The sequence below is a fragment of the Castellaniella defragrans 65Phen genome (assembly GCF_000612685.1).
In the GTDB taxonomy this organism is placed as follows: Bacteria; Pseudomonadota; Gammaproteobacteria; order Burkholderiales; family Burkholderiaceae_B; genus Castellaniella; species Castellaniella defragrans.
The window spans coordinates 3,740,378-3,763,654 of the sequence record NZ_HG916765.1; the positions used below are offsets into that span (position 1 = coordinate 3,740,378).

26 protein-coding genes are annotated in these 23,277 nt (G+C 68.6%); 13 read left to right on the forward strand and 13 right to left on the reverse strand.

The window, feature by feature from the left end:
- Positions 1 to 39 precede the first annotated feature (39 nt).
- Both BN940_RS16705 and mltA read right to left on the reverse strand, forming a co-directional pair.
- Positions 40 to 1,227, reverse strand: a complete 1,188-nt coding sequence (locus BN940_RS16705) for an FAD-dependent monooxygenase (RefSeq protein ID WP_043684901.1) — start codon at positions 1,225 to 1,227, stop codon at positions 40 to 42.
- 84 nt (positions 1,228 to 1,311) lie between these two features.
- Positions 1,312 to 2,592: a murein transglycosylase A gene (gene mltA / locus BN940_RS16710; protein ID WP_043684904.1), complete on the reverse strand. Its 1,281-nt coding sequence runs from the start codon at positions 2,590 to 2,592 to the stop codon at positions 1,312 to 1,314.
- Positions 2,593 to 2,672: 80 nt separating this feature from the next.
- On the opposite strand from mltA, the gene rpe reads away from it, so the two are divergent.
- The 3 genes from rpe to trpE all read left to right on the forward strand — a co-directional run bounded on the left by rpe (position 2,673) and on the right by trpE (position 5,923).
- Positions 2,673 to 3,395 (forward strand): ribulose-phosphate 3-epimerase, encoded by a 723-nt coding sequence (gene rpe, locus BN940_RS16715; protein ID WP_043684906.1) that lies wholly within the window; start codon positions 2,673 to 2,675, stop codon positions 3,393 to 3,395.
- A gap of 139 nt (positions 3,396 to 3,534) precedes the next feature.
- Positions 3,535 to 4,221 carry a phosphoglycolate phosphatase gene (locus BN940_RS16720; protein WP_043687898.1) on the forward strand — a complete coding sequence of 229 codons (687 nt, stop codon included), beginning with the start codon at positions 3,535 to 3,537 and terminating at the stop codon, positions 4,219 to 4,221.
- A gap of 181 nt (positions 4,222 to 4,402) precedes the next feature.
- The gene (gene trpE / locus BN940_RS16725) at positions 4,403 to 5,923 is read left to right on the forward strand and encodes an anthranilate synthase component I (RefSeq protein WP_043684910.1); all 1,521 of its coding nucleotides are present in this window, start codon (positions 4,403 to 4,405) and stop codon (positions 5,921 to 5,923) included.
- A gap of 103 nt (positions 5,924 to 6,026) precedes the next feature.
- On the opposite strand, the gene lldD is transcribed toward trpE, so the two are convergent.
- Positions 6,027 to 7,163: an FMN-dependent L-lactate dehydrogenase LldD gene (gene lldD / locus BN940_RS16730; RefSeq protein WP_043684913.1), complete on the reverse strand. Its 1,137-nt coding sequence runs from the start codon at positions 7,161 to 7,163 to the stop codon at positions 6,027 to 6,029.
- A complete protein-coding gene (gene lldR / locus BN940_RS16735) occupies positions 7,160 to 7,924 on the reverse strand; it encodes a transcriptional regulator LldR (protein ID WP_043684916.1) in 765 nt (254 codons plus the stop codon). The genes lldD and lldR overlap by 4 nt, the downstream gene beginning before the upstream one ends.
- 717 nt (positions 7,925 to 8,641) lie before the next feature.
- On the opposite strand from lldR, the gene BN940_RS16740 reads away from it, so the two are divergent.
- The 4 genes from BN940_RS16740 (at position 8,642) to BN940_RS16755 (ending at position 11,721) form a co-directional block, all read left to right on the forward strand.
- Positions 8,642 to 9,208, forward strand: a complete 567-nt coding sequence (locus BN940_RS16740) for an anthranilate synthase component II (protein WP_043684919.1) — start codon at positions 8,642 to 8,644, stop codon at positions 9,206 to 9,208.
- 152 nt (positions 9,209 to 9,360) lie between these two features.
- Positions 9,361 to 10,395, forward strand: a complete 1,035-nt coding sequence (gene trpD, locus BN940_RS16745; protein WP_043684922.1) for an anthranilate phosphoribosyltransferase — start codon at positions 9,361 to 9,363, stop codon at positions 10,393 to 10,395.
- The gene (gene trpC / locus BN940_RS16750; RefSeq protein ID WP_043684924.1) at positions 10,392 to 11,186 is read left to right on the forward strand and encodes an indole-3-glycerol phosphate synthase TrpC; all 795 of its coding nucleotides are present in this window, start codon (positions 10,392 to 10,394) and stop codon (positions 11,184 to 11,186) included. Before trpD ends, trpC begins: the two co-directional genes overlap by 4 nt.
- A 64-nt stretch (positions 11,187 to 11,250) precedes the next feature.
- A complete protein-coding gene (locus tag BN940_RS16755; RefSeq protein ID WP_052355978.1) occupies positions 11,251 to 11,721 on the forward strand; it encodes an HIT family protein in 471 nt (156 codons plus the stop codon).
- A gap of 292 nt (positions 11,722 to 12,013) precedes the next feature.
- Here the strand turns inward: BN940_RS16755 and BN940_RS16760 are convergent, their stop codons facing one another.
- From BN940_RS16760 to BN940_RS16800, 9 genes are all read right to left on the reverse strand, one after another.
- Positions 12,014 to 12,439, reverse strand: coding sequence for a F0F1 ATP synthase subunit epsilon (locus BN940_RS16760; RefSeq protein WP_043684927.1), 426 nt, complete (start codon positions 12,437 to 12,439; stop codon positions 12,014 to 12,016).
- Between the two features lie 9 nt (positions 12,440 to 12,448).
- On the reverse strand, positions 12,449 to 13,870 hold the full coding sequence (atpD, locus tag BN940_RS16765) for a F0F1 ATP synthase subunit beta (RefSeq protein ID WP_043684930.1): 1,422 nt from the start codon (positions 13,868 to 13,870) through the stop codon (positions 12,449 to 12,451).
- Positions 13,871 to 13,914: 44 nt separating this feature from the next.
- On the reverse strand, positions 13,915 to 14,814 hold the full coding sequence (atpG, locus tag BN940_RS16770) for a F0F1 ATP synthase subunit gamma (protein ID WP_043684933.1): 900 nt from the start codon (positions 14,812 to 14,814) through the stop codon (positions 13,915 to 13,917).
- 54 nt (positions 14,815 to 14,868) lie between these two features.
- Complete coding sequence (atpA, locus tag BN940_RS16775) at positions 14,869 to 16,410, reverse strand: F0F1 ATP synthase subunit alpha (RefSeq protein WP_043684936.1); 1,542 nt, start codon at positions 16,408 to 16,410, stop codon at positions 14,869 to 14,871.
- 36 nt (positions 16,411 to 16,446) lie between these two features.
- Positions 16,447 to 16,986: a F0F1 ATP synthase subunit delta gene (locus tag BN940_RS16780; RefSeq protein WP_043684939.1), complete on the reverse strand. Its 540-nt coding sequence runs from the start codon at positions 16,984 to 16,986 to the stop codon at positions 16,447 to 16,449.
- A gap of 13 nt (positions 16,987 to 16,999) precedes the next feature.
- Positions 17,000 to 17,470: a F0F1 ATP synthase subunit B gene (locus tag BN940_RS16785; RefSeq protein WP_043684942.1), complete on the reverse strand. Its 471-nt coding sequence runs from the start codon at positions 17,468 to 17,470 to the stop codon at positions 17,000 to 17,002.
- Positions 17,471 to 17,600: 130 nt separating this feature from the next.
- Positions 17,601 to 17,843, reverse strand: coding sequence for a F0F1 ATP synthase subunit C (atpE, locus tag BN940_RS16790; protein ID WP_043684944.1), 243 nt, complete (start codon positions 17,841 to 17,843; stop codon positions 17,601 to 17,603).
- 97 nt (positions 17,844 to 17,940) lie between these two features.
- Complete coding sequence (gene atpB, locus BN940_RS16795; protein WP_043684947.1) at positions 17,941 to 18,819, reverse strand: F0F1 ATP synthase subunit A; 879 nt, start codon at positions 18,817 to 18,819, stop codon at positions 17,941 to 17,943.
- Positions 18,820 to 18,843: 24 nt separating this feature from the next.
- Positions 18,844 to 19,314 (reverse strand): ATP synthase subunit I, encoded by a 471-nt coding sequence (locus BN940_RS16800; RefSeq protein ID WP_084330749.1) that lies wholly within the window; start codon positions 19,312 to 19,314, stop codon positions 18,844 to 18,846.
- Between the two features lie 343 nt (positions 19,315 to 19,657).
- Here BN940_RS16800 and BN940_RS16805 point away from each other — a divergent pair, with 343 nt between their 5' ends.
- The 6 genes from BN940_RS16805 to csgH all read left to right on the forward strand — a co-directional run bounded on the left by BN940_RS16805 (position 19,658) and on the right by csgH (position 23,276).
- Entirely contained in the window at positions 19,658 to 20,101 is a 444-nt protein-coding gene (locus BN940_RS16805) for a curli production assembly/transport protein CsgE (protein WP_052355979.1), read from the forward strand.
- Positions 20,102 to 20,569 (forward strand): curli assembly protein CsgF, encoded by a 468-nt coding sequence (locus tag BN940_RS18105; RefSeq protein ID WP_052355980.1) that lies wholly within the window; start codon positions 20,102 to 20,104, stop codon positions 20,567 to 20,569.
- Positions 20,566 to 21,525, forward strand: a complete 960-nt coding sequence (locus tag BN940_RS16815; RefSeq protein ID WP_043684951.1) for a CsgG/HfaB family protein — start codon at positions 20,566 to 20,568, stop codon at positions 21,523 to 21,525. The genes BN940_RS18105 and BN940_RS16815 overlap by 4 nt, the downstream gene beginning before the upstream one ends.
- Before the next feature lie 37 nt (positions 21,526 to 21,562).
- Entirely contained in the window at positions 21,563 to 22,111 is a 549-nt protein-coding gene (locus BN940_RS18110; protein WP_052355981.1) for a hypothetical protein, read from the forward strand.
- Positions 22,112 to 22,254: 143 nt separating this feature from the next.
- Complete coding sequence (locus BN940_RS16825; RefSeq protein ID WP_043684954.1) at positions 22,255 to 22,866, forward strand: hypothetical protein; 612 nt, start codon at positions 22,255 to 22,257, stop codon at positions 22,864 to 22,866.
- Positions 22,867 to 22,958: 92 nt separating this feature from the next.
- Positions 22,959 to 23,276, forward strand: coding sequence for a curli-like amyloid fiber formation chaperone CsgH (csgH, locus tag BN940_RS16830; protein WP_084330752.1), 318 nt, complete (start codon positions 22,959 to 22,961; stop codon positions 23,274 to 23,276).
- Position 23,277: the final 1 nt, after the last annotated feature.

The window sequence follows — 23,277 nt, forward strand, 5'->3', positions numbered from 1 at the left end:
CGGGCCGGCGTCCAGGGGACTGTGCGTACCGGACAGACCCTAGTCGCCGGCGGCCGCCCGGATCAGGCGGCGTTTCAGGAAAGGCAGGCCATCGACGAGACGCATGCCCTGGTTGCGGGCCCAGGCCACCGGGGCGTTGGACGTGCCGAACAGCCGGTGCAGGCCGTCGGTGACCAGGCCCATGGCGCAGACGGGCTCGGCCCGGCGGCGGCGGTAGCGCGCCAGGATCCGCGGGTCGCCCGGCGCGCGCTGGGGTTCGCGCGTGCGCAGGACGTCCAGCAGGTCCCGCACGTCGCCCAGGCCCAGGTTCAGGCCCTGCCCGGCAAGCGGGTGGACGCGGTGCGCGGCATCGCCCACCAGGGCGACGCCCGGGGCGATCATGGCGCTGCGTTCGAGCGTCAGCGGAAAGCCCTGGGGGCGCGTGCGCAGGCGCAGCGGCCCCAGGCGATCGCCCGTGATGGCCCGCGCATGCGCGGCGAAGAACGCCTGCTGGGCGTCGGCGTCCAGCGCCAGCCATTCGCGCGCCCGGCCTTCGTGCATCGACCACACCAGGGACGCCTGCGGACCGTCGGCCGTGTCCGGCATGGGCAGCAGGGCGAACACGCTGTCGCCGGTGAACCACTGGCAGGCGCGGTTCTGGTGCGGCAGGCCGATGTCCAGGTGCGCGACCACGCCCATGTCGCCGTACGGCGTGTAGTGATGCTCGATGCCGGCCGCCAGCCGCACCGGCGACCGCGCGCCGTCCGCGCCCACCAGCAGGGCCGCGTCCAGCACACGGCCCTGCGCGGTCGTGACGCGCACGCCCAGGCCGCGGGTCTCCAGGCGCTCGAAGCGGTCCTCGTGCCAGGCGATCCCCATGACCCGCACGGCCTGGTGGAGCGCACGCTCCATCTCGCCGGCCTCGACGATCCAGGCCAGGGTGTCGCGCGCGTCCTGCCAGGCGGACAGGTCCAGGCGGCCGTCGGCGTCGCCATGGACTTCCATGGCCTCGACGGCGGTGATGCGGCGCGCATCCATCAGCGGCCAGGCGCCGAGCCGGTCGAGCAGCTCGCGGCTGGCCGGCGAAATCGCATAGACGCGCGGATGGTAGTCGTCGGCCGCGCGCACGGCAGGGCTCTGGCGCGGCCCCAGCAGGGCGGCGGGCAGGCCCGCCCGGGCCAGCCCCAGCGCGCAGGCCAGGCCGGCGATGCCGCTGCCGCAGACGAGTATGGGTTCCTGAGTCTTCATCCGGTCATCTTACCGCGCGGCGGCGCGGCGCGCGTTGCGGCACGCCAAGGAAAACGGGTTTCACAGGCCGGCCGCCAGGCCGGCTCAGCGCGCCGACGGCGCCCCGGCGCGCGCCGGCCACAGCAGCCACATCCGGCCGGACTGCTTCATGCGGCCGGCGCGCGCGCCGGCCTCGTCGCCCGTGCCCCAATAGAAGTCGGCCCGGGCCGCGCCCTTGATCGCCGCGCCCGTGTCCTGGGCGAACACCAGCCGGCGCAGCGGCTCGGCCCCGCCCTGGGGGCCGGCTTCGAGGAAGACCGGCGTGCCCAGCGGCACGTAGGCCGGATCGACCGCGATCGCGCGCCGCGGCAGCAGCGGCACCCCGTAGGCGCCCCGGGGGCCGAGCTCCGGATCGACGATGGGCTCCTCGCGGAAGAACACCATGGCCGGGTTCACGTTCAGCAGCTCCGGCACGCGCTCGGGATGCGCGCGCGCCCAGGCCTTGATGTTCTGCATCGACGTCTGGGCCAGCGGCATCTCGCCCTGCCGGGCCAGCCATTGGCCGATGGAGACGTAGGGCCGGCCGTTGTGGTCGGCGTAGGCCAGCCGCAGCACCCCGCCATCGGGCAAAATGGCGCGCCCCGAGCCCTGGATCTGCAGGAAGAAGGCCTCGACCGGGTCGTCCGCCCAGACGATCACGGCCGGCTGCCGGGCCGGGTCGGAGGCGATCTGGGCGCGCGTGTCGTAGGGCACCACGCGGCGCCCGTCGAGCTTGCCGCGCACCCGCTTGCCGGCCAGTTCCGGATAGACCGAGCCGAGGTCGATGGTCAGCAGGTCGTCGGGCGTGGCGTAGAGCGGCCACTGGTAGGCGCCCCCGCGCGTGCGCGAGGCCCGGATGAGGGGCTCGTAATAGCCCGTCACCGTGCCGCTGGCGGCCTGCCCGGAAGCGTCGTCCAGCCGCCAGGGCCGCAGGTGGTCCTGCAGGAACCGGCGCACCGCCGGGCCGCCGGCCTCGGTCCCCAGGCCGGATTGCACCGCCGCCTGGCAGACCGGCTGCCAGGCCCGGGGCGCCGCGCGCGCCGGCAGCGCGAGCGAGCCCGCCACGGGCCGCATCAGGCCGCGGCAATCATTCAGCAGCGCCTTCCAGACGTGGTTCAGGTCGTCGCCCCCCCAGCCCGGCACGCCGTCCCAGGAAACCGCCGTGTAGCGTCCCTGCAGGGGCCGCACCGGCGTTTCCGGCAGGGCCGAGAGCGGCGGGACGACCAGGGGCTGCTCGACCGAAACCGGGGCGCCGGCCTCGCCGCCCGGCGCCGGTTCTTCGGGCGGCACCGTGGAACAGGCGCTCAGGACGACCAGCGCGGCAGCGGACAACCAGTGGATTTTCATTCCGGATTGCGGCACCCGGGGGTGCACTAAAATGAAGGCTGCAAAACCGTCATCATGACATATCCGGACCCTCCCCCGCCATGACCGAACTGCCCGCCGCCCGCATCGCCCCCAGCCTGCTGTCCGCCGACTTCGCCCGCCTGGGCGAGGAAGTCGCCGCGGTGGTGGCCGCCGGCGCCGACTGGATCCATTTCGACGTCATGGACAACCACTACGTCCCGAACCTGACCATGGGCCCCATGGTGTGCGCCGCCCTGCGCCCGCACACCACCGCTCCCATCGACGTGCACCTGATGGTCGAGCCCGTGGACGCGCTCGTGCCCGCCTTCGCCAAGGCCGGCGCGGACATCATCAGCTTCCACCCCGAAGCCTCGCGCCACGTGGACCGCACCCTGGCCCTGATCCGCGACCACGGCTGCCGCGCCGGGCTGGTGTTCAACCCGGCCACGCCGCTGGAATGGCTGGACCACGTCATGGAGCGCCTCGACCTGGTGCTGCTGATGTCGGTGAACCCGGGATTCGGCGGCCAGTCCTTCATCCCGCATACGCTGGACAAGCTCGCCCAGGCGCGCGCCCGCATCGACCGCTGGCGGGACCGGGGCGGCCAGGCCATCGACCTGGAAGTCGACGGCGGCGTCAAGGCCGACAACATCGCCGACATCCGCGCCGCCGGGGCCGATGCCTTCGTGGCCGGCTCGGCCGTGTTCGGCCAACCCGACTACCCGCGCGTGATCGCCGCCCTGCGCGAGGGCATCGCCCAGGGAGACGCCCGGCGCCGCGTGGCCGGCGCACAGGGTTCGTAACCAAACAGGGGCGGCATATTCTTCCTGGTGATGATACGATGACGCCCGCCGATGCCCGGGCGTCCACACGCGCCCCGACGCTCTCATGATTCACCTGGCCGCCGATCCGGCACGGCCGCTTTCCCCAGCGCGCGACACCATGCAATTTCCCGGAATTCTGTTCGACCTGGATGGGACCCTGCTGGACACCATCCCCGATCTGGCGGACGCCGCCAACGCCATGCGCCAGGACATGGGCCTGGCGCCGATCGCCGAGGACGTCATCGCCACCTACGTCGGCAAGGGCGTGGAGCAGCTGGTCATCCGCACCCTGGGCCACGACGGCCGTCCCGCCAGCGTGGACATGGTCATGCGCGGCCTGGCGCGCTACCAGGACCACTACCGCGCCCTGAACGGCCAGCGCAGCCGCGTGTATCCCGGCGTGGTGGCGGGCCTGCAGGCCTTCCGCGCCCAGGGCTCCCGCTTGGCCGTGGTCACCAACAAAGGCACCGAATTCACCGCTCCCCTGCTGCGCCAGATGGGCCTGGACGGCTATTTCGACGCGGTGGTCTGCGGCGATACCTGCGAGCGCAAGAAGCCCGATCCCATGCCGCTGTTCCACGCCTGCGACCTGCTCGGCATCGTGCCCGCCCAGGCCCTGTTCATCGGCGACTCGATCAACGACGCCCTGGCCGCCAACGCCGCCGGCATGCGCGTGCTGGCCCTGCCCTACGGCTACAACGAAGGCCGTCCCGTGCAGAGCCTGCCGGTGGATGCTATAGTTGATTCCATCGTCGCGGCCGCCCAGTGGGCCGCCGATGCGACTTCGCACACCGAACACGCATGAACATCATCCGTTATTACCCGATCACCGCCGGCGCCTATTGGCGCTGGTGGTGTTCTCGTTCCGGGTAATGATGGTCACCCGGCGCGCGGGGCTACCCGTGGCGCCCACCTGCAGCCCGGACCCTTGATCGGCCGGGCTGTTTCAATTCTGTCCCGGTCCATACCCCCACCCAGAGACCCCCATGACGGAAATCGAATTCAACGCACTGGCCGCCCAAGGCTACAACCGGATTCCGCTGATCGCGGAAACCTACGCCGACCTGGACACGCCCCTGGCGATCTACCTGAAGCTGGCCCATGCGGGACCGGAAGCCGGGCGCAACAGCTGCCTGCTGGAATCGGTGGTGGGGGGCGAACGCTTCGGCCGCTATTCCTTCATCGGCCTGCCGGCCAGGACCCTGATCCGCGCCACCGGCACCACCACCGAGGTCGTCACCCGCGGCCAGGTCGTGGAAACCCACGAAGGCGATCCCCTGGCCTTCATCGAAGCCTTCCAGAAACGCTTCCGCGTGGCCCTGCGCCCGGGCATGCCGCGCTTCGCCGGCGGCCTGGCGGGCTATTTCGGCTACGACACCGTGCGCCACATCGAGCCGCGCCTGGGCCCCTGCGTCAAGCCGCGCCCGACCGGCCAGCAGCCGGGCACGCCCGACATCATGCTGCTGCAGATCGACGAACTGGTCATCGTGGACAACCTGGCCGGCCGCACCTACCTGATCGTCTACGCCGACCCCCAGCAGCCGGAAGCCTACGCCCTGGCGCGCCGCCGCCTGAAGGCCCTGCGCGAGAAGCTGCGCACGCCCGTGGTCATCCCCTATGCCTACGCCAGCATGCAGACGCCCACGGAGCGCGACTTCAAGAAGGACGACTACCTGGCTGCCGTGCGCAAGGCCAAGGACTACATCGCCGCCGGCGACCTGATGCAGGTGCAGATCGGCCAGGTGATCGCCAAGCCCTTCCGCGACTCGCCGCTGTCGCTGTACCGGGCGCTGCGGTCGCTGAATCCCTCGCCCTACATGTACTACTGGAACTTCGACACCTTCCACGTCGTGGGCGCCTCGCCGGAGATCCTGGTGCGCCAGGACCGCGAGTTCGAGAACGGCCGCGCCCGCGAGATGGTCACCATCCGTCCCCTGGCCGGCACGCGCAAGCGCGGCGCCACGCAGGACGAGGACCTGCGCCTGGAGCAGGAACTGCTGGCCGACCCGAAGGAGCGCGCCGAGCACGTCATGCTCATCGATCTGGCGCGCAACGACATCGGCCGCGTGTCCAAGCCCGGCACGGTCGAAGTCACCGACACCATGGCCATCGAGCGCTATTCCCACGTCATGCACCTGGTGTCCAACGTGCGCGGCGAGCTGAACGACGGCATGAGCAACATCGACGTGCTGCGCGCGACCTTCCCCGCCGGCACGCTCACCGGCGCGCCCAAGGTCCGTGCCATGGAAATCATCGACGAGCTGGAACCCGTGCGCCGCGGCATCTACGGCGGCGCCGCCGGCTACATGAGCTACGGCGGCGAGATGGACCTGGCCATCGCCATCCGCACCGGCATCATCCGCGACGGCATGCTGTACGTGCAGGCCGCCGCCGGCATCGTCGCCGATTCGGACCCCGAAAAGGAATGGCAGGAAACCGAGGCCAAGGCCCGCGCCCTGCTGCGCGCCGCCGAGCAGGTGCAGTTCGGGCTGGACGAGCCTATCTAGGACCCCAAAAGGGGGGCGCTTCTTGCCTTGGGACGGCCCGGCGGCAAAAAGAAGGCCCCCACGCCGCGCAGGCGGCAAGCGGTCGGGCCCACGCGGTACGGTTTCAGGCGCGCACCAGCAGATCCGGCGTGATGTCGGCGATGGTGCGCGCGCCGGTCAGGGTCATGGCCACGCGCATTTCCTTTTCGATCAGGTCCAGCAGATTGGCGACGCCCGCCTCGCCGCCCACGGCCAGGGCGTACAGCCAGGCGCGGCCCAGCAGCACGCCGTCGGCGCCCAGCGCCAGCATGCGCACCACGTCCAGGCCGGTGCGCACGCCCGAATCCGCCAGCAGGGTGATCCGGCCCTTGACCGCGTCGGCGATCGCGGGCAGCGCGCGGGCGGTGGACAGCACCCCGTCGAGCTGCCGCCCGCCGTGGTTGGACACCACGATGCCGTCGGCGCCGAAACGCACGGCGTCGCGCGCGTCGTCCGGATCCAGGATGCCCTTGATGACCATCGGCCCCTGCCAGAAGTCGCGGATCCACTGCAGGTCCTTCCAGGAGATCGAAGGATCGAAATTGGCCCCCAGCCAGCCGATGTAGTCCTCCAGGCCGGTGGGCTTGCCCAGGTACCTGGACACATTGCCCAGGTCGTGCGGCCGGCCCCGCAGGCCCACGTCCCAGGCCCAGCGCGGGTGCAGGACGGCCTGGACGTAGCGGCGCAGGGCGGCGCACGGGCCGCTCATCCCGGCATGGGCGTCGCGGTAGCGCGCGCCCGGCACCGGCATGTCCACGGTGAACACCAGCGTCGACACCCCGGCCGCCCGGGCGCGCTCCAGCACGCTCTTCATGAAGCCGCGGTCCTTCAGGACGTAGAGCTGGAACCACAGGGGCCGGCTGATGGCGGGCGCGACCTCCTCGATGGGGCAGACCGACACGGTGGACAGGGTGCAGGGGATGCCCTTGCGGTCCGCCGCCCGCGCCGCCTGGACCTCGCCGCGGCGGGCGTACATGCCGGTCAGGCCCACCGGCGCCAGGGCCACCGGCATGGACAAGGTCTCGTCGAACAGCCGCGTGGACAGGTCCAGCTGCGACATGTCGTTGAGCACCCGCTGGCGCAGCGCCACGCCCGACAGGTCGCTGACGTTGTGCCGCAGCGTGTATTCGGCATACGCCCCGCCGTCGCCGTAATGGAACAGGAAGGGGGGCAGGCGGCGCCGGGCGGCTTCGCGGTAATCGGTGGAGGCGGAAATGATCATGATGTGAGAGAGAAAGGGGGCAAACGGGATGAACGGGCGCGCCGCGCCTCGTCTTCGTCGAGCTTGCGCACGCTGCCGTGCACGAACTCCAGGTGCCGCCAGACGGTCGTCCGGGCGGCTTCGGCGTCACCGCGCAGGATGGCTTCCATCAGCGCCTGGTGCTGGGCCGTCAGCTGATCCTGGGTATGCTGGATCAGGTACATGCGCTGGCGGTTTTCCGTGACGGTGGACCGCAGCAGCTCGAATACGCCGCGCATCATCTGCAGCAGCACCGCGTTGTGGGAGGCCTCGGCGATGGCCAGGTGGAAGCGGGCGTCGGCGCGCGCCGACAGGGCGGGATCGCCGCTGCTCTGGAAACGCACGATGTCCTCGAAGCAGCGCTGGATCGCCCGGCGGTCCTCCGCCGTGGCGCGCAGCGCGGCATGCCAGGCGGTGCCGCCTTCCAGCGCATGGCGGGCCTCCAGCACGTCGTAGCGGTATTCGGGGTCGTCGGACACCAGCTCATCGAGCGGCCGCACCAGGTGCCTGTCGGGCCAGTCGTCGGCGGCGGACTCGCGCGCCTGGACGTAGGTACCGCCGCCCTGCCGGCTGCGCAGCAGCCCCTGGCTGGCCAGCTGGCGGATGGCCTCGCGCACCGAGGGCCGCGAAGCCCCCAGCGCCTCGGCCAGCCGGCGTTCGGCCGGCAGGCGGTCGCCGGGCCGCAGTCCCTGTTCGTCGATCAGGGACCGGAGCTGTTCCGCGAGTCGGTCGGAAAGGCGCATGGCGAGAAGAAGCCGAAGGGATGCGAGGAGATTCGGGGGGATTCGATCGACGGCCGGTTCATCGATGTCCGATCCATTGCTTGCCGGTTTCCGGGGACCGGTTTCTGATGGACGGCTTATTGGTCTTACCATTTTCCCGGATCGTGAACCGGCCACCGCATTATAAAAATGCGGCACGGCCCAGGTCAATCTTTATCTGGATCTACGTTTACCCTGGAACCTCGCCAAAACCCAGTATTCAAGCGCATTTCCGGTAGAAAAGCAGCGTATGTCGTCCGCGCGCTCCAGCAACGGCCGCACACCTGTATATGCCCCGCCCACCCATAATGGTATGACCATTTAGAGGAAATCCCGGCCGAGCCCGATGAGCCGGGCGGATGCGGGGAAGGCGTAGGGAACGCCCGCGTCCACCGGTATTTACCCCGCTCGACAGCGCCCGCGCCGCACAGTAGAATGCTTGCCATGATTTCACACGCGACCGTGCACGCTTCGTTCTGGTGGCGCTCCTCCTAGGGGCGGCATCCTCATGCGTGATTCATCGCACCTTGCCGCCGTTCTGGCAGGCATAGGTCTTCGTGAATCTATCTCCGGTGCGGCGGCTCCTGACTCCAAGGAAGACCATGTCCGTATCGCATTCCCCTCTCCGCATCACCCGGCTTCCGCGGCCCGCCTCGCTGCGCGCGTCCGCTTCCCGACACTGACCAGGACGACCCGATCATGAAGCTGCTGATGCTGGACAACTACGATTCCTTCACCTACAACCTGGTGCAGTATTTCGGCGAACTCGGCGCCCAGGTCCAGGTCGTGCGCAACGACCAGATCGACCTCGCCGGCGTCGAGGCCATCGATCCCGACCGCATCTGCGTGTCGCCGGGGCCGTGCTCGCCGGCCGAGGCCGGCATCTCCATCGAGCTGATCCGCCATTTCGCCGGCAGGAAGCCCATCCTGGGCGTCTGCCTGGGCCATCAGGCCATCGGCGCGGCCTACGGCGGGCGCATCGTGCGCGCCCGGGAAATCATGCACGGCAAGGTCTCGCCCATCACGCACCGGGGCACCGACGTCTTCGCCGGGCTGCCGTCGCCCTACACCGTGACCCGCTACCATTCCCTGGCGATCGAGCGTGCCTCGCTGCCCGACTGCCTGGAGATCACCGCCGAGACCGCCGACGGAGAAATCATGGGCGTCGCGCACAAGACCCTGCCCGTCTACGGCGTGCAGTTCCACCCGGAATCCGTGCTCAGCGAACACGGCCACGCGCTGCTGCGCAATTTCCTGGAACTGTAGGGCGTCGGCGACGGTCCATTCCGAAAACGGGTTCCGCAGGCACGCAGACACAGGCACGCAGACGCAGCAGGCCCGCCGACATCCGGACACGCCGAGACACAGAAACGCAAAAACGCAGACACACGAATACACGAAGACAGAAGGAATCATTCATGCCGCCGATCACCCCCAACGAGGCCCTGGCCCGCTGCATCGAGCACCGGGAAATCTTCCACGACGAGATGCTGGAACTGATGCGCATGCTGATGCGCGGGGAAATGTCTCCCCAGCTGGCCAGCGCCCTGCTGATGGGCCTGCGCGTCAAGAAGGAGACCGTGGGCGAGATCACGGCGGCGGCCCAGGTCATGCGCGAATTCGCCCTGGCGGTGGACACCCCCTACCCCGAGGACCTGCTGGACATGTGCGGCACGGGCGGCGATGGCTCGCACACCTTCAACATCTCCACCGCCGCGATGTTCGTGGCCGCAGCCGGCGGGGTCAAGATCGCCAAGCACGGCAACCGCAGCGCCTCGTCCTCCTCGGGCAGCGCCGACGTGCTGGAAGCCCTGGGAGTGCGCATCGCCGCCACGCCCGCCCAGGTCGCCGAATCCATCGAGGCCACCGGCATCGGCTTCATGTTCGCCCCGGCCCACCACGGCGCGATGAAGAACGTCGCCGCCGTGCGCCGCGAACTGGGCGTGCGCACGATCTTCAACATCCTCGGCCCGCTCACCAATCCGGCCGGCGCGGCCAACCAGCTCATGGGCGTGTTCCACCCCGACCTGGTCGGCATCCTGGTGCGGGTGCTGCAGCGCCTGGGCTCGCGCCACGTGCTGATCGTGCACGGCAAGGACGGCATGGACGAGGCTTCGCTGGGCGCGGCCACCCTGGTGGGCGAGCTGAAGGACGGCGAGGTGCGCGAATACGAGATCCACCCCGAGGATTTCGGCATGACCATGGTGTCCAACCGCAGCATCAAGGTCGCCAACCGCGACGAATCCGCCCAGCTGGTGCGCGCCGCGCTGAACAACACGGCCGGCACGGCGCGCGACATCGTCGCGCTGAACGCGGGCCTGGCCCTGTACGCCGGCAACCGCGCCGACTCGATCGGCGCCGGCATCCGCCAGGCCTTCGAGCTGATCGCCTCGGGCGCCGCGCGCGACAAGCTGGAACAATTCCGCCAATACACGCAAAGGTTCTCCGCATGAACGACATTCTGGCCCGGATCCTGGACACCAAGCGCACCGAAGTCGCCACCGCGCGGCAGATGCGCAGCGAATCCGAAGTGCTGCGCGAAGCCCAGAGCCGCCAGGACATCCGCGGTTTCGCGCGCGCCATCGAAGACAAGATCGCGCAGGGCAAGCCCGCCGTGATCGCGGAAATCAAGAAGGCCTCGCCCTCCAAGGGCGTGATCCGCGAGGACTTCCGCCCGGCGGACATCGCCACCAGCTACGCCGGCCACGGCGCCGCCTGCCTGTCGGTGCTGACCGACGTGCAGTATTTCCAGGGCGGCTACGACCACCTGCGCCAGGCGCGCGCGGCCTGCAGCCTGCCCGTGCTGCGCAAGGATTTCCTGATCGACCCCTACCAGGTCATCCACGCCCGGGCGCTGGGCGCCGACTGCGTGCTGCTGATCGCCGCCGCCCTGTCGCCCGCCCAGCTGCGCGAGCTGGAGTCCGTGGCCGCGAGCCTGGGCATGGACGTGCTGGTCGAAGTCCACGACCGCGACGAGCTGGACGCGGCCCTGTCCCTGGACACGCCGCTGATCGGCATCAACAACCGCAACCTGCGCACCTTCGAGACCCGCCTGGAAACCACCCTGTCGATGCTGCAGGACCTGCCGGAAGGCAAGCGCGTCGTCACCGAAAGCGGCATCCTGCTGCCCGAGGACGTCGACCGCATGCGCGACCACGGCGTGCAGGCCTTCCTGGTGGGCGAGGCCTTCATGCGCGCGCCCGATCCCGGCATCGCGCTGCAGGAGCTGTTCTTCGCCCGCTGATGCCGAATCCGCCCCGCGCCCGCGCCCGCGGGCGGCGGGCCCCTGCACCGCTTTCGCTGCCGCCATGGCCTTTTCCCCCGACTGCCCGCTCTGCACTCCGGACCACGCCGCCCTGCTCTGGCAGGACGACCGCCTGCGGATCGTCCGCGTGGACGATCCCCGGCACCCCGGCTACCTGCGCATCGTCTGGCACCGCCACGTGGCGGAAAACACGGACATCGATCCCCTGGGCCGCCTGCACCTGATGCGCACCGTGTTCCAGGTCGAGCGCCTGCAGCGCGCCTTCCTCGCGCCCGACAAGGTCAACCTGGCCAGCCTCGGCAACCAGGTGCCCCACCTGCACTGGCACGCGATCCCCCGCTGGCGCGCGGATCCCTGCTTCCCGGACGCCATCTGGGCGCCGCCGCGGCACGATGCCGCCCGCGCGGCCGCCTGGGCCGATTTTGCCGCCGCGCTGGCCCCGCGCGCCGAGCGGCTGCACCGCTTCCTGTCGGCCCGGGGCCCGGCGGCCGACATCCCCGAGCCCGATGCCTGAGGCGCCCGGTCTTCCGCCCAGCCTTCCTTGACGGCCCGGCCATGCCGAAGATCCGGCCGGCGCCCTCGGGCGTGGTGTGATGACGATGTAGCCGAAAACGGAATGCCGATCGGGTTCAGGCGGATGCGCGGGGATGAAAAAAAGCGCCCCGAAGGGCGCTCGCGCTTTTTTGCGTCTTTGCGAACCGGGCCTGGGGACGGGGCCCGAACGGACCGATCCATCGGAGCCGCCCGCCGGACCCACCCGGCCGGCCCGCGGGACGGGCCGGATCGATCGATCCGGCCGAAGCCACTCAGTGGGAGCTGCGTTTCTGGCTGAACTTGCGCGCGGCGGCGGCCTGGGCCGCCAGCATGGCGAGCTCGGCTTCGACCACGGCGATGTCGGCCTTTTCCTTGGTGTTGCGCAGGGCTTCCTCGGCGCGCTCGCGCGCGGCGACGGCCTTGGCCTCGTCCAGGTCGGCCGCCCGGATGGCCGTGTCGGACAGCACCGTCACGGCGTGCGGCTGGACTTCCAGGATGCCGCCGGCCACGAAGATGTGCTCTTCGGTGCCGTCGGGACGCCGGATTTTCAGCGTGCCGGGACGCACGCGCGAGATCAGCGGCGTATGCCCCGGCAGGATGCCGAGGTCGCCCGACTCGCCCGGCAGGGCGATGAAGGCCGCCTCGCCGGAGAAGATCGAGGCCTCCGCGCTGACCACTTCGATGTGAAGAGTCGCCATGTGCAATCCTTATTGGAGGGTTTTGGCCTTCTCGAAGGCTTCGTCGATGCCGCCCACCATGTAGAAGGCCTGCTCGGGCAGCGCGTCGCACTCGCCCTCGACGATCATCTTGAAGCCGCGCAGGGTCTCGGCCAGCGGCACGTACTTGCCGGGCGAGCCGGTGAAGACTTCGGCCACGTGGAAGGGCTGCGACAGGAAGCGCTGGATCTTGCGGGCGCGGGCCACGGCCTGCTTGTCTTCCGGCGACAGTTCGTCCATGCCCAGAATGGCGATGATGTCGCGCAGTTCCTTGTAGCGCTGCAGCGTCTGCTGCACGGCGCGGGCCACGTTGTAGTGCTCTTCGCCGACGACCTGCGGGTCGAGCTGGCGGCTGGTGGAATCCAGCGGATCCACGGCCGGGTAGATCCCCAGGGCGGCGATGTCGCGCGACAGCACCACGGTGGAGTCCAGGTGCAGGAAGGTGGTGGCGGGCGACGGGTCGGTCAGGTCGTCGGCCGGCACGTACACGGCCTGGATGGACGTGATGGAGCCGGTCTTGGTGGACGTGATGCGTTCCTGCAGCTTGCCCATTTCCTCGGCCAGCGTCGGCTGGTAGCCCACGGCCGACGGCATCCGGCCCAGCAGGGCGGACACTTCGGTGCCGGCCAGGGTGTAGCGGTAGATGTTGTCCACGAAGAACAGCACGTCGCGGCCTTCGTCGCGGAACTTTTCCGCCATCGTCAGGCCCGACAGGGCCACGCGCAGGCGGTTGCCCGGGGGTTCGTTCATCTGGCCGAAGACCATGGCGACCTTGGATTCCGCCAGGTTGTCGAGCTTGATGACGCCCGCGTCGGACATTTCGTGGTAGAAGTCGTTGCCTTCGCGGGTGCGCTCGCCCACGCCGGCGAACACCGACAGGCCGCTGTGGGCCTTGGCGATGTTGTTGATCAGTTCCAGCATGTTGACGGTCTTGCCCACGCCGGCGCCGCCGAACAGGCCGACCTTGCCGCCCTTGGCGAAGGGGCACACCAGGTCGATCACCTTGATGCCGGTTTCGAGCAGTTCGACCGAGGGGGAAAGCTCGTCGAATTTCGGGGCGGCCTGGTGGATGGCGCGCTTTTCATCGGACTGGATGTCGCCGCGCTCGTCGATGGGACGGCCCAGCACGTCCATGATGCGGCCCAGGGTGCCGGCGCCCACGGGCACCGAGATCGGCGCGCCGGTGCCGGCCACGGACATGCCGCGGCGCAGGCCGTCGGACGAACCCATGGCGATGGTCCGCACGACACCGTCGCCCAGTTGCTGCTGGACCTCGAACGTCAGGCCCTTTTCCGCGAAGGCGGAGGACTCGTCGGTCAGGGTGAGCGCGTCGTAGATGTTGGGGATGCTGTCGCGGGGGAACTGAATGTCCACCACGGCGCCGATGCACTGAACGATGGTACCGTTGCTCATGTTTAGTCCTATAAGTATCTCTGGGTTGCCGGTGCCTGCGTCGATCAGACCGCGGCGGCGCCGCCCACGATTTCCGAAATTTCCTTGGTGATGGCCGCCTGGCGGGTCTTGTTGTAGACCAGCTGGAGGTCGCCGATGACTTTCTTGGCGTTGTCGGACGCGGCCTTCATGGCGACCATCCGGGCGGACTGCTCGCTGGCCATGTTTTCCGCCACGGCCTGGTAGACCAGGCCTTCGACGTAGCGCAGCAGCAGCTCGTCGATCACGGTCTGGGAATCCGGCTCGTACAGGTAGTCCCAGCCGTACTGGCTCTGCAGGGCGTCCTCGTCCTGGGACCCGGTCTGGAAGGGGTCTTCCAGGCCCGAGGGCAGCGGCAGCAGGCGGATGAAGCTGGGATCCTGCTTCATGGTGTTGACGAAGCGGCTGGTCGCCACGTAGACCGCATCCACCTTGCCGTCGATGAAGTCGTCGAGCTGGACCTTGATGGCGCCGATCAGGCGTTCCAGGTTGGGCGCGTCGCCCAGCTGGACTTCCGAGGACACCACGTTGACGCCGACGCGGTTGAGCAGCCCCAGGCCCTTGGAGCCCAGCGCCGTGGCCTGGACGCGCACGCCCTGCTGCTCGAATTCCTTGATCCGCGCCAGCACCAGGCGCGAGATGTTGGTATTCAGGCCGCCGCACAGCCCCTTGTCGGTGGTGACCAGCACGACGCCCACGGACGACAGCTTCGGGCGTTCCACCATGTAGGGGTGGGTGTAATCCGGGTTCGCCTGCATCAGGTGGGCCGCGATGGCGCGCACCTTGGTGGCGTAGGGACGGCCCATGCGCATCCGGTCCTGCGCCTTGCGCATCTTGGACGCGGCGACCATTTCCATCGCCTTGGTGATCTTGCGCGTGTTTTGCACGCTCTTGATCTTGGTTCGTATTTCCTTGATTCCGGCCATTCCACTATCCTGTCAGGGCGGTCCGGGACGCGCGCCGCGCGCCCCGTGCGCTACTTAAAACGTGCCGTGCTTCTTGAATTCCTGGATGGCGGCGCCCAGAGCGGCGTCGTCTTCCTTGGAGAGTTCCTTCACGTCTTCGATGCGCTGGATCAGGGCTTCGTGCTTGGCCTTCAGGTAGTCCTTCAGGGCCTTTTCAAAAGCCAGCACCTGGCCGACTTCGAGGTCGTCCAGGTAGCCGTTGTTGACAGCGTACAGGGCGACCGCCAGTTCCCAGACCTGCTGCGGCTGGTACTGGGGCTGCTTGAGCAGTTCCACCACGCGCTTGCCGCGTTCCAGCTGGCGGCGGGTGGCGTCGTCCAGGTCGGAGGCGAACTGCGCGAAGGCGGCCAGTTCGCGGTACTGCGCCAGGTCGGTCCGGATGCCGCCCGAGAGCTTCTTGACGACCTTGGTCTGGGCGGAGCCGCCCACGCGCGACACCGAGATGCCGGCGTTGATGGCGGGCCGGATGCCGGCGTTGAACAGGTCGGTTTCCAGGAAGATCTGGCCGTCGGTGATGGAAATCACGTTGGTCGGCACGAAGGCGGACACGTCGCCGGCCTGGGTTTCGATGATCGGCAGCGCGGTGAGCGAGCCGGTCTTGCCCTTGACGGCGCCGTTGGTGAACTTTTCCACGTATTCGGGGTTCACGCGGGCGGCGCGCTCCAGCAGGCGGGAGTGCAGGTAGAACACGTCGCCGGGATAGGCTTCGCGTCCGGGCGGACGGCGCAGCAGCAGGGACACCTGGCGATAGGCCCAGGCCTGCTTGGTCAGGTCGTCGTACACGATCAGGGCGTCTTCGCCGCGGTCGCGGAAGTATTCGCCCATGGTGCAGCCCGAGTAGGCGGCCAGGTACTGCATGGCGGCGGAGTCGGACGCGGCGGCGGCCACGACGATGGTGTATTCCATGGCGCCGTGTTCTTCGAGCTTGCGCACCACGTTGTTGATGGTGGACGCCTTCTGGCCGATGGCGACGTACACGCAGGTGACGCCCTTGCCCTTCTGGTTGATGATGGTGTCGACGGCCACGGCGGTCTTGCCGGTCTGGCGGTCGCCGATGATCAGCTCGCGCTGGCCGCGGCCGACGGGCACCATGGAGTCGATGGCCTTCTGGCCGGTCTGCAGCGGCTGCGACACGGACTGGCGGGCGATCACGCCGGGCGCGACCTTTTCGATCACGTCGGTTTCCTTGGCGTTGATCGGGCCCTTGCCGTCGATCGGGTTGCCCAGGGCGTCGACCACGCGGCCGCGCAGTTCCGGGCCGACCGGCACGGACAGGATCTTGCCGGTGGTCTTGACGGCGTCGCCTTCGGAGACGCCGACGTAGTCGCCCAGAATCACGGCGCCCACGGAATCGCGTTCCAGGTTCAGGGCCAGGCCGAACCGGTTGTTGGGGAATTCGAGCATTTCGCCCTGCATCACGTCGGACAGGCCGTGGATGCGGGTGATGCCGTCGGTGACGGACACGACCGTGCCCTGGGTGCGGACATCGGTGGATGCGCCCAGGCCTTCGATGCGGCTCTTCAGCAGTTCGCTGATCTCGGACGGGTTAAGTTGCATGGTAAGACTCCTGGAATCCTGTTGTATGGCCCGCCATCACGCGGCCAGCGTATCGCGCAGGGCGGCCAGCCGGGCCTGCACGGAAGTGTCGAGCACGTGATCGCCGACGGCGACGCGCACCCCGCCGATCAGTTCCGGGTCGACCGTCACCTGGGACTTGAGCTTGAGGCCGAACTTGCGCTCCAGCCCCTGCAGCAGGGCGGCCACCTGGGCATCGTCGAGCGGGTAGGCGCTGGTGATGCGCGCCAGGGCGGTGCCTTCGAGCTGGTTGCGCAGCAGTTCAAATTGCTCGGCCACCTGGGGCAGCGCCTGGACGCGGCCGTTCTCGACCACGAGGGCGACGAGATTGGCCGCCTGCGCGGGAAGCTCCTGGGGGACCAGGCCCGTCAGCAGTCCGGTGCGCTGCGCGTCGGACAGGCGCGGATCGGCCATGGCCTCGAGGACGTCGGGCATGCCGGACACCTGGGCCAGCAGCGACATCACGCCGGACCAGTATTCGAGCCCGCGCGCGTCGTCGCGCACGGATTCAAACAGGGCCTCGGCGTAGGGCCGCGCGATAGTGGATAGTTCAGCCATGACTCGCCCTGATTCAGAGTTGGGCCTGGAGCTGGTCGAGCAGCTCGGCGTGCGCCTTGGCATCGACCTCGCGGCGCAGGATCTGCTCGGCGCCCTTGACGGCCAGCACGGCCACTTCGGCGCGCAGGGTCTCGCGCGCACGCTGGACTTCCTGGGCGGCGTCCTGACGGGCCTGGGCGAGGATGCGGGCCTTTTCGGCTTCGGCTTCGCGGCGGGCCTGATCGATCAGCGAGGTGGCCTGCTTTTCGGCTTCGGCCAGGCGCGCGTGGTTTTCCGTTTTGGCAGCCGCTTCCATCAGACTGACGCGAGCCTGGGCCTGGGCCAGATCGGCCTTGCCCTTCTCGGCGGCGGCCAGACCGTCGGCGATTTTCTGGCGACGATCATCCATTGCCTTCGTCAGGGGCGGCCAGATGAATTTCATCGTAAACCAACCCAGAACGAAAAACACGATCATCTGGAAAAAGAGAGTCGCGTTTAAATTCACGGTCGTTTTCCTAATTTACCCGTTCGTGCCTCGCGGCGATTCCGCAAGGCACCTAATCCGGCCGCCCGCGACCCGCGCGGGCCGCCGACGAACCCCTGGCCTGCGGCAAGCGCCCAGGCCTGCGCCGACATCAGCCCACGAAGGGGTTGGCGAACGCGAACAGCATGGCCAGACCCACGCCGATCAGGAAGGCCGCGTCGATCAGGCCGACCAGCAGGAACATCTTGGTCTGCAGGGTGTTCATCAGTTCGGGCTGGCGCGCGGAGGCTTCCAGGTACTTGCCACCCATCATGCCGATGCCGATGCAAGCGCCGATGGCGCCCAGACCGATGATCAGACCGCAAGCGAGAGCAACGAACGCAACGTTGGTCATAACAACTCCTTGGTAAGTAAACGTTGTTTAGTCAAAAAATCAAGAACCAGAAATCAGGGCAAGCCCCGCGAGCCCGCCCGGGAAGCCCGGGCGAATTTTAGTGGCCTTCGTGCGCCTGCCCGATATACACCAGGGTCAGCATCATGAAGATGAACGCCTGCAGCAGCACGATCAGGATGTGGAAGATCGCCCATGCCGAACCGGCGAGCACGTGTCCGAACGCAAGGCTGATACTGGAAGCATTCGCCCCCGTCCAGGCACCACCCAGCAAGGCGATCAGCATGAACAGCAGTTCGCCCGCATACATATTGCCGAACAGCCGCATGCCCAGCGACACGCACTTGGCCGCATATTCGATGAGGTTCAGCAGGAAATTGAAGGGCGCCAGGACGAGCGCCGCGACGCCGTGCGCGTGGAAGGGCGCGGTGAAGAGTTCCTTGACGAAGCCGACCGGGTGCTTGATCTTCACGCCGTAGTACAGCATCAGGACCAGCACGCCCAGGGACATGCCGATGGGGATGTTGAGGTCGGCGGTGGGCAGGATGCGGTGGTAGTACAGCGGATCGGAGTGCTCGGCGCCCAGGCCGGTGATGCGGAAGATCCAGCCGGCCAGATCGACGGGGATCAGGTCGAGCGTGTTCATCAGCGTGATCCAGAGGAACACGGTGAGCGCCAGCGGCGCGGCGAACTTGCGCGTGGTTTCGTTGGGGATGATGCCCTTGGCTTCCTCGTGGACCATGCCCACGAGCATTTCGATGGCCATCTGGAAGCGGCCCGGCACGTCGGTGGTGGCCCGGCGCGCGGCGCGCCAGAGGAAGAAGATGACGATGGCGCCCATCAGGATCGACCAGAACAGCGAGTCGTAGTTGACGACGTCGAAGTTGGCGATGATGTCCTGCTTGTGCCCGAGATTGTTCAGGTGAACCAGGTGGTGCTGAATGTATTCGGACTGAGGCGTGCTTGCAGCGTCGGTCATCGGAAACCCTTTTTCGTATTCAAATCATGGCAGCCGGCGCAAGGCCAGCAGCACCACGTACCCCTTCATGACGCCCAGCAGGCCCAGCAGGAAGGCCAGCCAGTTCAGCCAGCCGCCCCACCGCCACGCCACCAGGACCACCACCCCCGCCACGACCAGCAGCTTGAGGAATTCGCCCCAGAAAAAGGCGAGCGATCCCGGGCGTTTCGGCCCGAAGTACCCCAGCAGCAGCCGCAAGGCGAACAGCGCATTGGGCACGAAATAGGCCGCCGCCCCGATGAGGGCGGAGAGCCCGGCGTCCTTCCCAGCAATTCCCCAGGCGCCCAGCACCACCAGCATCCCCGTGAATGCCTGGGCAGCCAGCGCCTGAAACAGACCGATCCGTGAACGGCGGGCGATGATCGCGCGATCCCGGTCGGACAGCGCCAGCGCCGCGACCGAAGACGCCCCGCCACCCAAGCCATCGCGCGGATCCGGCGCGGACCGATCATCCATAAAAGCCCGTTCACAACCAGGCACCCTAAAGCCCCCAAAACGCGGTCCCAAGGAATACCAGGCGATACAGTCAAACTATTGAATTATAGCTTTTTTTGGCGGGGCGTTCAGCGCCCCAGTCCAAAAGGCGCACCATTTTAGCCTAGATCGGCCTCCCGTGTCTCAGGCCGCACCCGCCCGACAGACTAGGCCGTTTCTCCGACGGCCGGCCGACCGCCCACCCGGCAAACGGCGTAGCGATTCCGGCCTATGGATGGCCGCGGGGCCGGCCCATAACATTCTCCACACGGCATCACAGTTCGACACGTTCGGCAAAGATCGTCGCAGCGGACAGGAGAAGCGCATGCGGTCCATGGGTTTGCGGCTCGGCATCATCATCGCGGCGCTGCTGGGCGCGGCGGCCGCCGCGCAGGAGCCCGGCCAGGAGCCGCGCGACCTGGACCAGGGCCGGATCGACAGCGATCCCCTGCGCGGCCTGGTGATCGGCCGGACCGTCACCGTGCTGGGCTGGGAATTCTACAAGAGTTTCTCGGAAATCTGGCAGGCGCTGTATCCCGATTCGCAGGACACGATCACCGTCATCGAACGGCCGACCGCCCAGTTCGGCAGCGAGATCTGGATCAGCTACGACAACCAGACCCTGTTCCACACCTTCCTGTCGCCCGCCCGCTCGCGGACGCGCCAGGAAAGCAAGGAGGCCGTCGGCATCGTCCACGACGGCATCGAATCCATCCACATTCAGCGCAGGTTCGTCCAGGACGCCGACCTGGGCCCGGAGGAGATGTAAATGAGCACGCACGAAGCGCACAAAACAGGTACGCACACAGGCAGCACAGGCAATCCGCACAGGGCCCGGGGCCGCCTGCAGGCCGCGCTGGCCGCCGCCGGGCTGCTGCTGTCGGGCACCGCCCCGGCGGGCCAGCTGGTCTACGTGCCGGTGAACCCGTCCTTCGGCGGCAATCCGCTGAACGGCTCCTACCTGCTGCAGAGCGCCCAGGCGCAGAAGCGCTACCCGTACCCCCTGGACGACCTGGGCCTGGACGGCAACGGCGAGATCAAGATCCTGAACGCCGGCACCGCCCCCATCATCCAGGTCGGCAACGGCGTCTACATCTACGACTCGACCAAGGGCCAGTGGATCCCCTTCGATCTGGACAGCCTGCCGGCCGGCGGCTCGGCCGCGGCGGCCAGCGCCGCCAGCCTGCTCGCGCCGGCCCAAAGCCCGGCGAGCATCGACAGCGGAGTCCTGCAATGAGCGCGCTGCCGATCCCCGCGCGCGCCCGGCGCGCCCGCCTCTGCCTGGCCGCGCTGGCCGCGCTCACGCTGTCGGCCTGCGCGCTGCAGAAGCCGGCGAACGTCTCGAACGAGGCGCGGCTGACGCCGGCCACGCCCTCGACGGTCGACCTCATGCGGCTGCCGCCGCCCCAGCGCAAGATCGTGGCGGCCGTCTATGGCTTCCGCGACGAGACCGGCCAGTACAAGCCGTCCCCGGACAGTTCTTTTTCCACCGCGGTGACGCAGGGCGCGGCCTCGATGCTGATGAAGGCCCTGAAGGATTCGGGCTGGTACGTGCCGGTGGAGCGCGCGGGCCTGCAGTCCCTGCTGACCGAGCGCCGCGTGCTGCGCGCGGTGGGCGAGCATCCGCAGGGCGGCGGGCAGCAGGGCGGCGGGCAGCAGGGCCAGGTGCCCAACCTGCTGCCGGCCACCATCATCCTGGAAGGCGGCGTCATCGCCTACGACAGCAACACCCGCACCGGCGGGCTGGGCGCGCAGTTCCTCGGGATCGGCCTGTCCACCCAGTACAGCGTGGACCAGGTCACCGTCAACCTGCGGGCGGTGGACGTCCTGAGCGGCGCCATCCTGAACAGCGTCTCGACGACCAAGACCATCTATTCGTACGAAATCCACCCCAGCTACTTCCGCTTCGTCAACTACTACGACCTGCTGGAAGTCGAGGGGGGCTACACCCACAACGAGCCGGCGCAGCTGGCCGTCAAGGAAGCCATCGACGCCGCGGTCATGCACCTGACCGTGCAGGGCATCAAGGACAACCAGTGGCGCCTGAAGAATCCAGGCGACTGGAACGATCCCCTGATCCAGCGCTACCTGGATGCCGAGAAGGACTACACCCTCACCGTGACGCCGCGGCAGGCCGCGGGGCCGGCGGGCGCCGCCCCGGCACAGGGCGACGGCCATGCGGCCACGCTGTAGCGGCATCCGCCATCCCGCGAATCAGGAGACCTCCATCATGCACGAATTCCTTCCGACCTCCCCGCGCCGGCCCGCCCGGCGGGGACTGGCCCTGTGCGCCGCCGCCCTGCTGGCCGCGGCCCCCCTGGCCGGATACGGCGCCGGCGCCGAGCCGGCCCGCCCGTCCGAACTGCCGCCGGCCGAACTCGGATCGGCGTCGCTGCGGGCAGACTCGGTCCAGCAGGGCGCGATGAACGCCAGCCGGATCCGCCAGCAGGGCGCGCGCTCGTCGGCTGCCGTCACGCAGCGGGGCGACGGCAACGGCGCCGCGATCACGCAGGCCGGCGCCGGCAACCGGGCGTCCGCCAGCCAGGCCGGCTCCGGCAACCAGGTGGAGATCACCCAGGTGGGCAACAGCGACACGGCCATCGCCCAGCAGGTGGGGAGCGGAAACCTGGCCGTGATCGAGCAGTACACCAGCAACGCCAGGGCCACGGTGGACCAGTTCGGCAGCATGAACGAGGCCCGGGTGCTGCAGAAGAAGCCGGGGTCTTCCGCCCCCGTCCTGCAGTTCGGCGACCGCCTGAAGATCACCGTGGTCCGGTAGGCCCGCCCCGGCGCCCATCCGCCCGGCCTTCCCGCTTTCCGCTTCCTGTTTTCCGGTTTTCCGTTTTCCGACGAAGCCCGGTCCAAGACCGCCGGGCGGCGTATTTCCCAAACCGGTCTTATCGACTCCTGAGGAGCATCATCATGAAAACGCAACTTCGCGTCCTGGCATCCGGTCTCGCCCTGGCTTTCGCCGGTTCGGCGGCATTCGCGGGCAGCACGGGCAGCACCGACCAGCGCGGCTTCAACAACGACGCGGCGATCACCCAGTCGTACAACACCAACGCGTCGGCCTACATCGACCAGGAAGGCGACCGCAACGTCGGCAAGATCAGCCAGACCGGCGTGATCGGCCAGGCCAAGATCTGGCAGGCGGGCGTCAACAACACGGCCGACGTGCAGCAGACGCACACGCACGCCCGCGCCGAGGTGGTGCAGAAGGGCAGCCAGAACGTGGCCAACGCGATCCAGTCGGACGGCTCCGGCCAGGAATCCTCGATCCGCCAGTCCGGCTTCAACAACACCGCCAGCACCTCGCAGAAGTACGACTCCTTCGCCGAGGCGAGCATCATCCAGGAAGGCGACCAGAACGTCGGCAACATCACGCAGAAGAACGGCTGGGGCCAGGAAGCCAGGATCTACCAGGCCGGCTTCAACAACACGGCCAACGTCAGCCAGACCGGCGCCTCGCTGTACGCCTCGGCGGTACAGAAGGGCAACATGAACGTCAGCACCATCACCCAGACCGGCTGGTAAGCCGCCGGGCCGGCGGCCCCGCGCCCGGGACGGCCGCCCCCGGCCGGCCCGGGCGCCTCCCTCCTCCGGCGCCGCAGCATCAGGAGACGACCATGATGGCAATGGATGCAGGCCTGCAGGTCTGGCTGGACACCGTGCCCGGCACGCGGCCCGGCATCATCATCCCCTACGTGCGCAGCCCCGAGGACGGCACCCTGCGCTACCAGTTGAGCGCCGTCCGGCAGGGGCGCAGCGGAACGTCCTCCCTCCAGCAAAGCGGCAGCGTGCCGCTGCGCGCGGACACGCCGACCGCCCTGACGCGATTTTCCCTTTCCGTCGGCGAACGGGACCAATGCCGGATCGAGCTGGTCCTGTACGCCAACGGACATCCGGCGGGCACGTACACCTTCGCGTGCCCCCGCACCCCCTGAG

Coding starts and splice junctions, on each gene's coding strand:
- BN940_RS16780 (WP_043684939.1), bottom strand. CDS start 16,986: ATGGCTGAACTATCCACTATCGCGCGGCCCTACGCCGAGGCCCTGTTT.
- BN940_RS16825 (WP_043684954.1), top strand. CDS start 22,255: ATGAAAACGCAACTTCGCGTCCTGGCATCCGGTCTCGCCCTGGCTTTC.
- lldD (WP_043684913.1), bottom strand. CDS start 7,163: ATGATCATTTCCGCCTCCACCGATTACCGCGAAGCCGCCCGGCGCCGC.
- BN940_RS16815 (WP_043684951.1), top strand. CDS start 20,566: ATGAGCGCGCTGCCGATCCCCGCGCGCGCCCGGCGCGCCCGCCTCTGC.
- trpC (WP_043684924.1), top strand. CDS start 10,392: ATGAACGACATTCTGGCCCGGATCCTGGACACCAAGCGCACCGAAGTC.
- BN940_RS16805 (WP_052355979.1), top strand. CDS start 19,658: ATGCGGTCCATGGGTTTGCGGCTCGGCATCATCATCGCGGCGCTGCTG.
- BN940_RS16755 (WP_052355978.1), top strand. CDS start 11,251: ATGGCCTTTTCCCCCGACTGCCCGCTCTGCACTCCGGACCACGCCGCC.
- rpe (WP_043684906.1), top strand. CDS start 2,673: ATGACCGAACTGCCCGCCGCCCGCATCGCCCCCAGCCTGCTGTCCGCC.
- lldR (WP_043684916.1), bottom strand. CDS start 7,924: ATGCGCCTTTCCGACCGACTCGCGGAACAGCTCCGGTCCCTGATCGAC.
- csgH (WP_084330752.1), top strand. CDS start 22,959: ATGATGGCAATGGATGCAGGCCTGCAGGTCTGGCTGGACACCGTGCCC.
- BN940_RS16740 (WP_043684919.1), top strand. CDS start 8,642: ATGAAGCTGCTGATGCTGGACAACTACGATTCCTTCACCTACAACCTG.
- atpG (WP_043684933.1), bottom strand. CDS start 14,814: ATGGCCGGAATCAAGGAAATACGAACCAAGATCAAGAGCGTGCAAAAC.
- BN940_RS16800 (WP_084330749.1), bottom strand. CDS start 19,314: ATGGATGATCGGTCCGCGCCGGATCCGCGCGATGGCTTGGGTGGCGGG.
- atpE (WP_043684944.1), bottom strand. CDS start 17,843: ATGACCAACGTTGCGTTCGTTGCTCTCGCTTGCGGTCTGATCATCGGT.
- BN940_RS18105 (WP_052355980.1), top strand. CDS start 20,102: ATGAGCACGCACGAAGCGCACAAAACAGGTACGCACACAGGCAGCACA.
- BN940_RS16705 (WP_043684901.1), bottom strand. CDS start 1,227: ATGAAGACTCAGGAACCCATACTCGTCTGCGGCAGCGGCATCGCCGGC.
- trpE (WP_043684910.1), top strand. CDS start 4,403: ATGACGGAAATCGAATTCAACGCACTGGCCGCCCAAGGCTACAACCGG.
- mltA (WP_043684904.1), bottom strand. CDS start 2,592: ATGAAAATCCACTGGTTGTCCGCTGCCGCGCTGGTCGTCCTGAGCGCC.
- BN940_RS18110 (WP_052355981.1), top strand. CDS start 21,563: ATGCACGAATTCCTTCCGACCTCCCCGCGCCGGCCCGCCCGGCGGGGA.
- atpA (WP_043684936.1), bottom strand. CDS start 16,410: ATGCAACTTAACCCGTCCGAGATCAGCGAACTGCTGAAGAGCCGCATC.
- trpD (WP_043684922.1), top strand. CDS start 9,361: ATGCCGCCGATCACCCCCAACGAGGCCCTGGCCCGCTGCATCGAGCAC.
- atpD (WP_043684930.1), bottom strand. CDS start 13,870: ATGAGCAACGGTACCATCGTTCAGTGCATCGGCGCCGTGGTGGACATT.
- BN940_RS16760 (WP_043684927.1), bottom strand. CDS start 12,439: ATGGCGACTCTTCACATCGAAGTGGTCAGCGCGGAGGCCTCGATCTTC.
- atpB (WP_043684947.1), bottom strand. CDS start 18,819: ATGACCGACGCTGCAAGCACGCCTCAGTCCGAATACATTCAGCACCAC.
- BN940_RS16720 (WP_043687898.1), top strand. CDS start 3,535: ATGCAATTTCCCGGAATTCTGTTCGACCTGGATGGGACCCTGCTGGAC.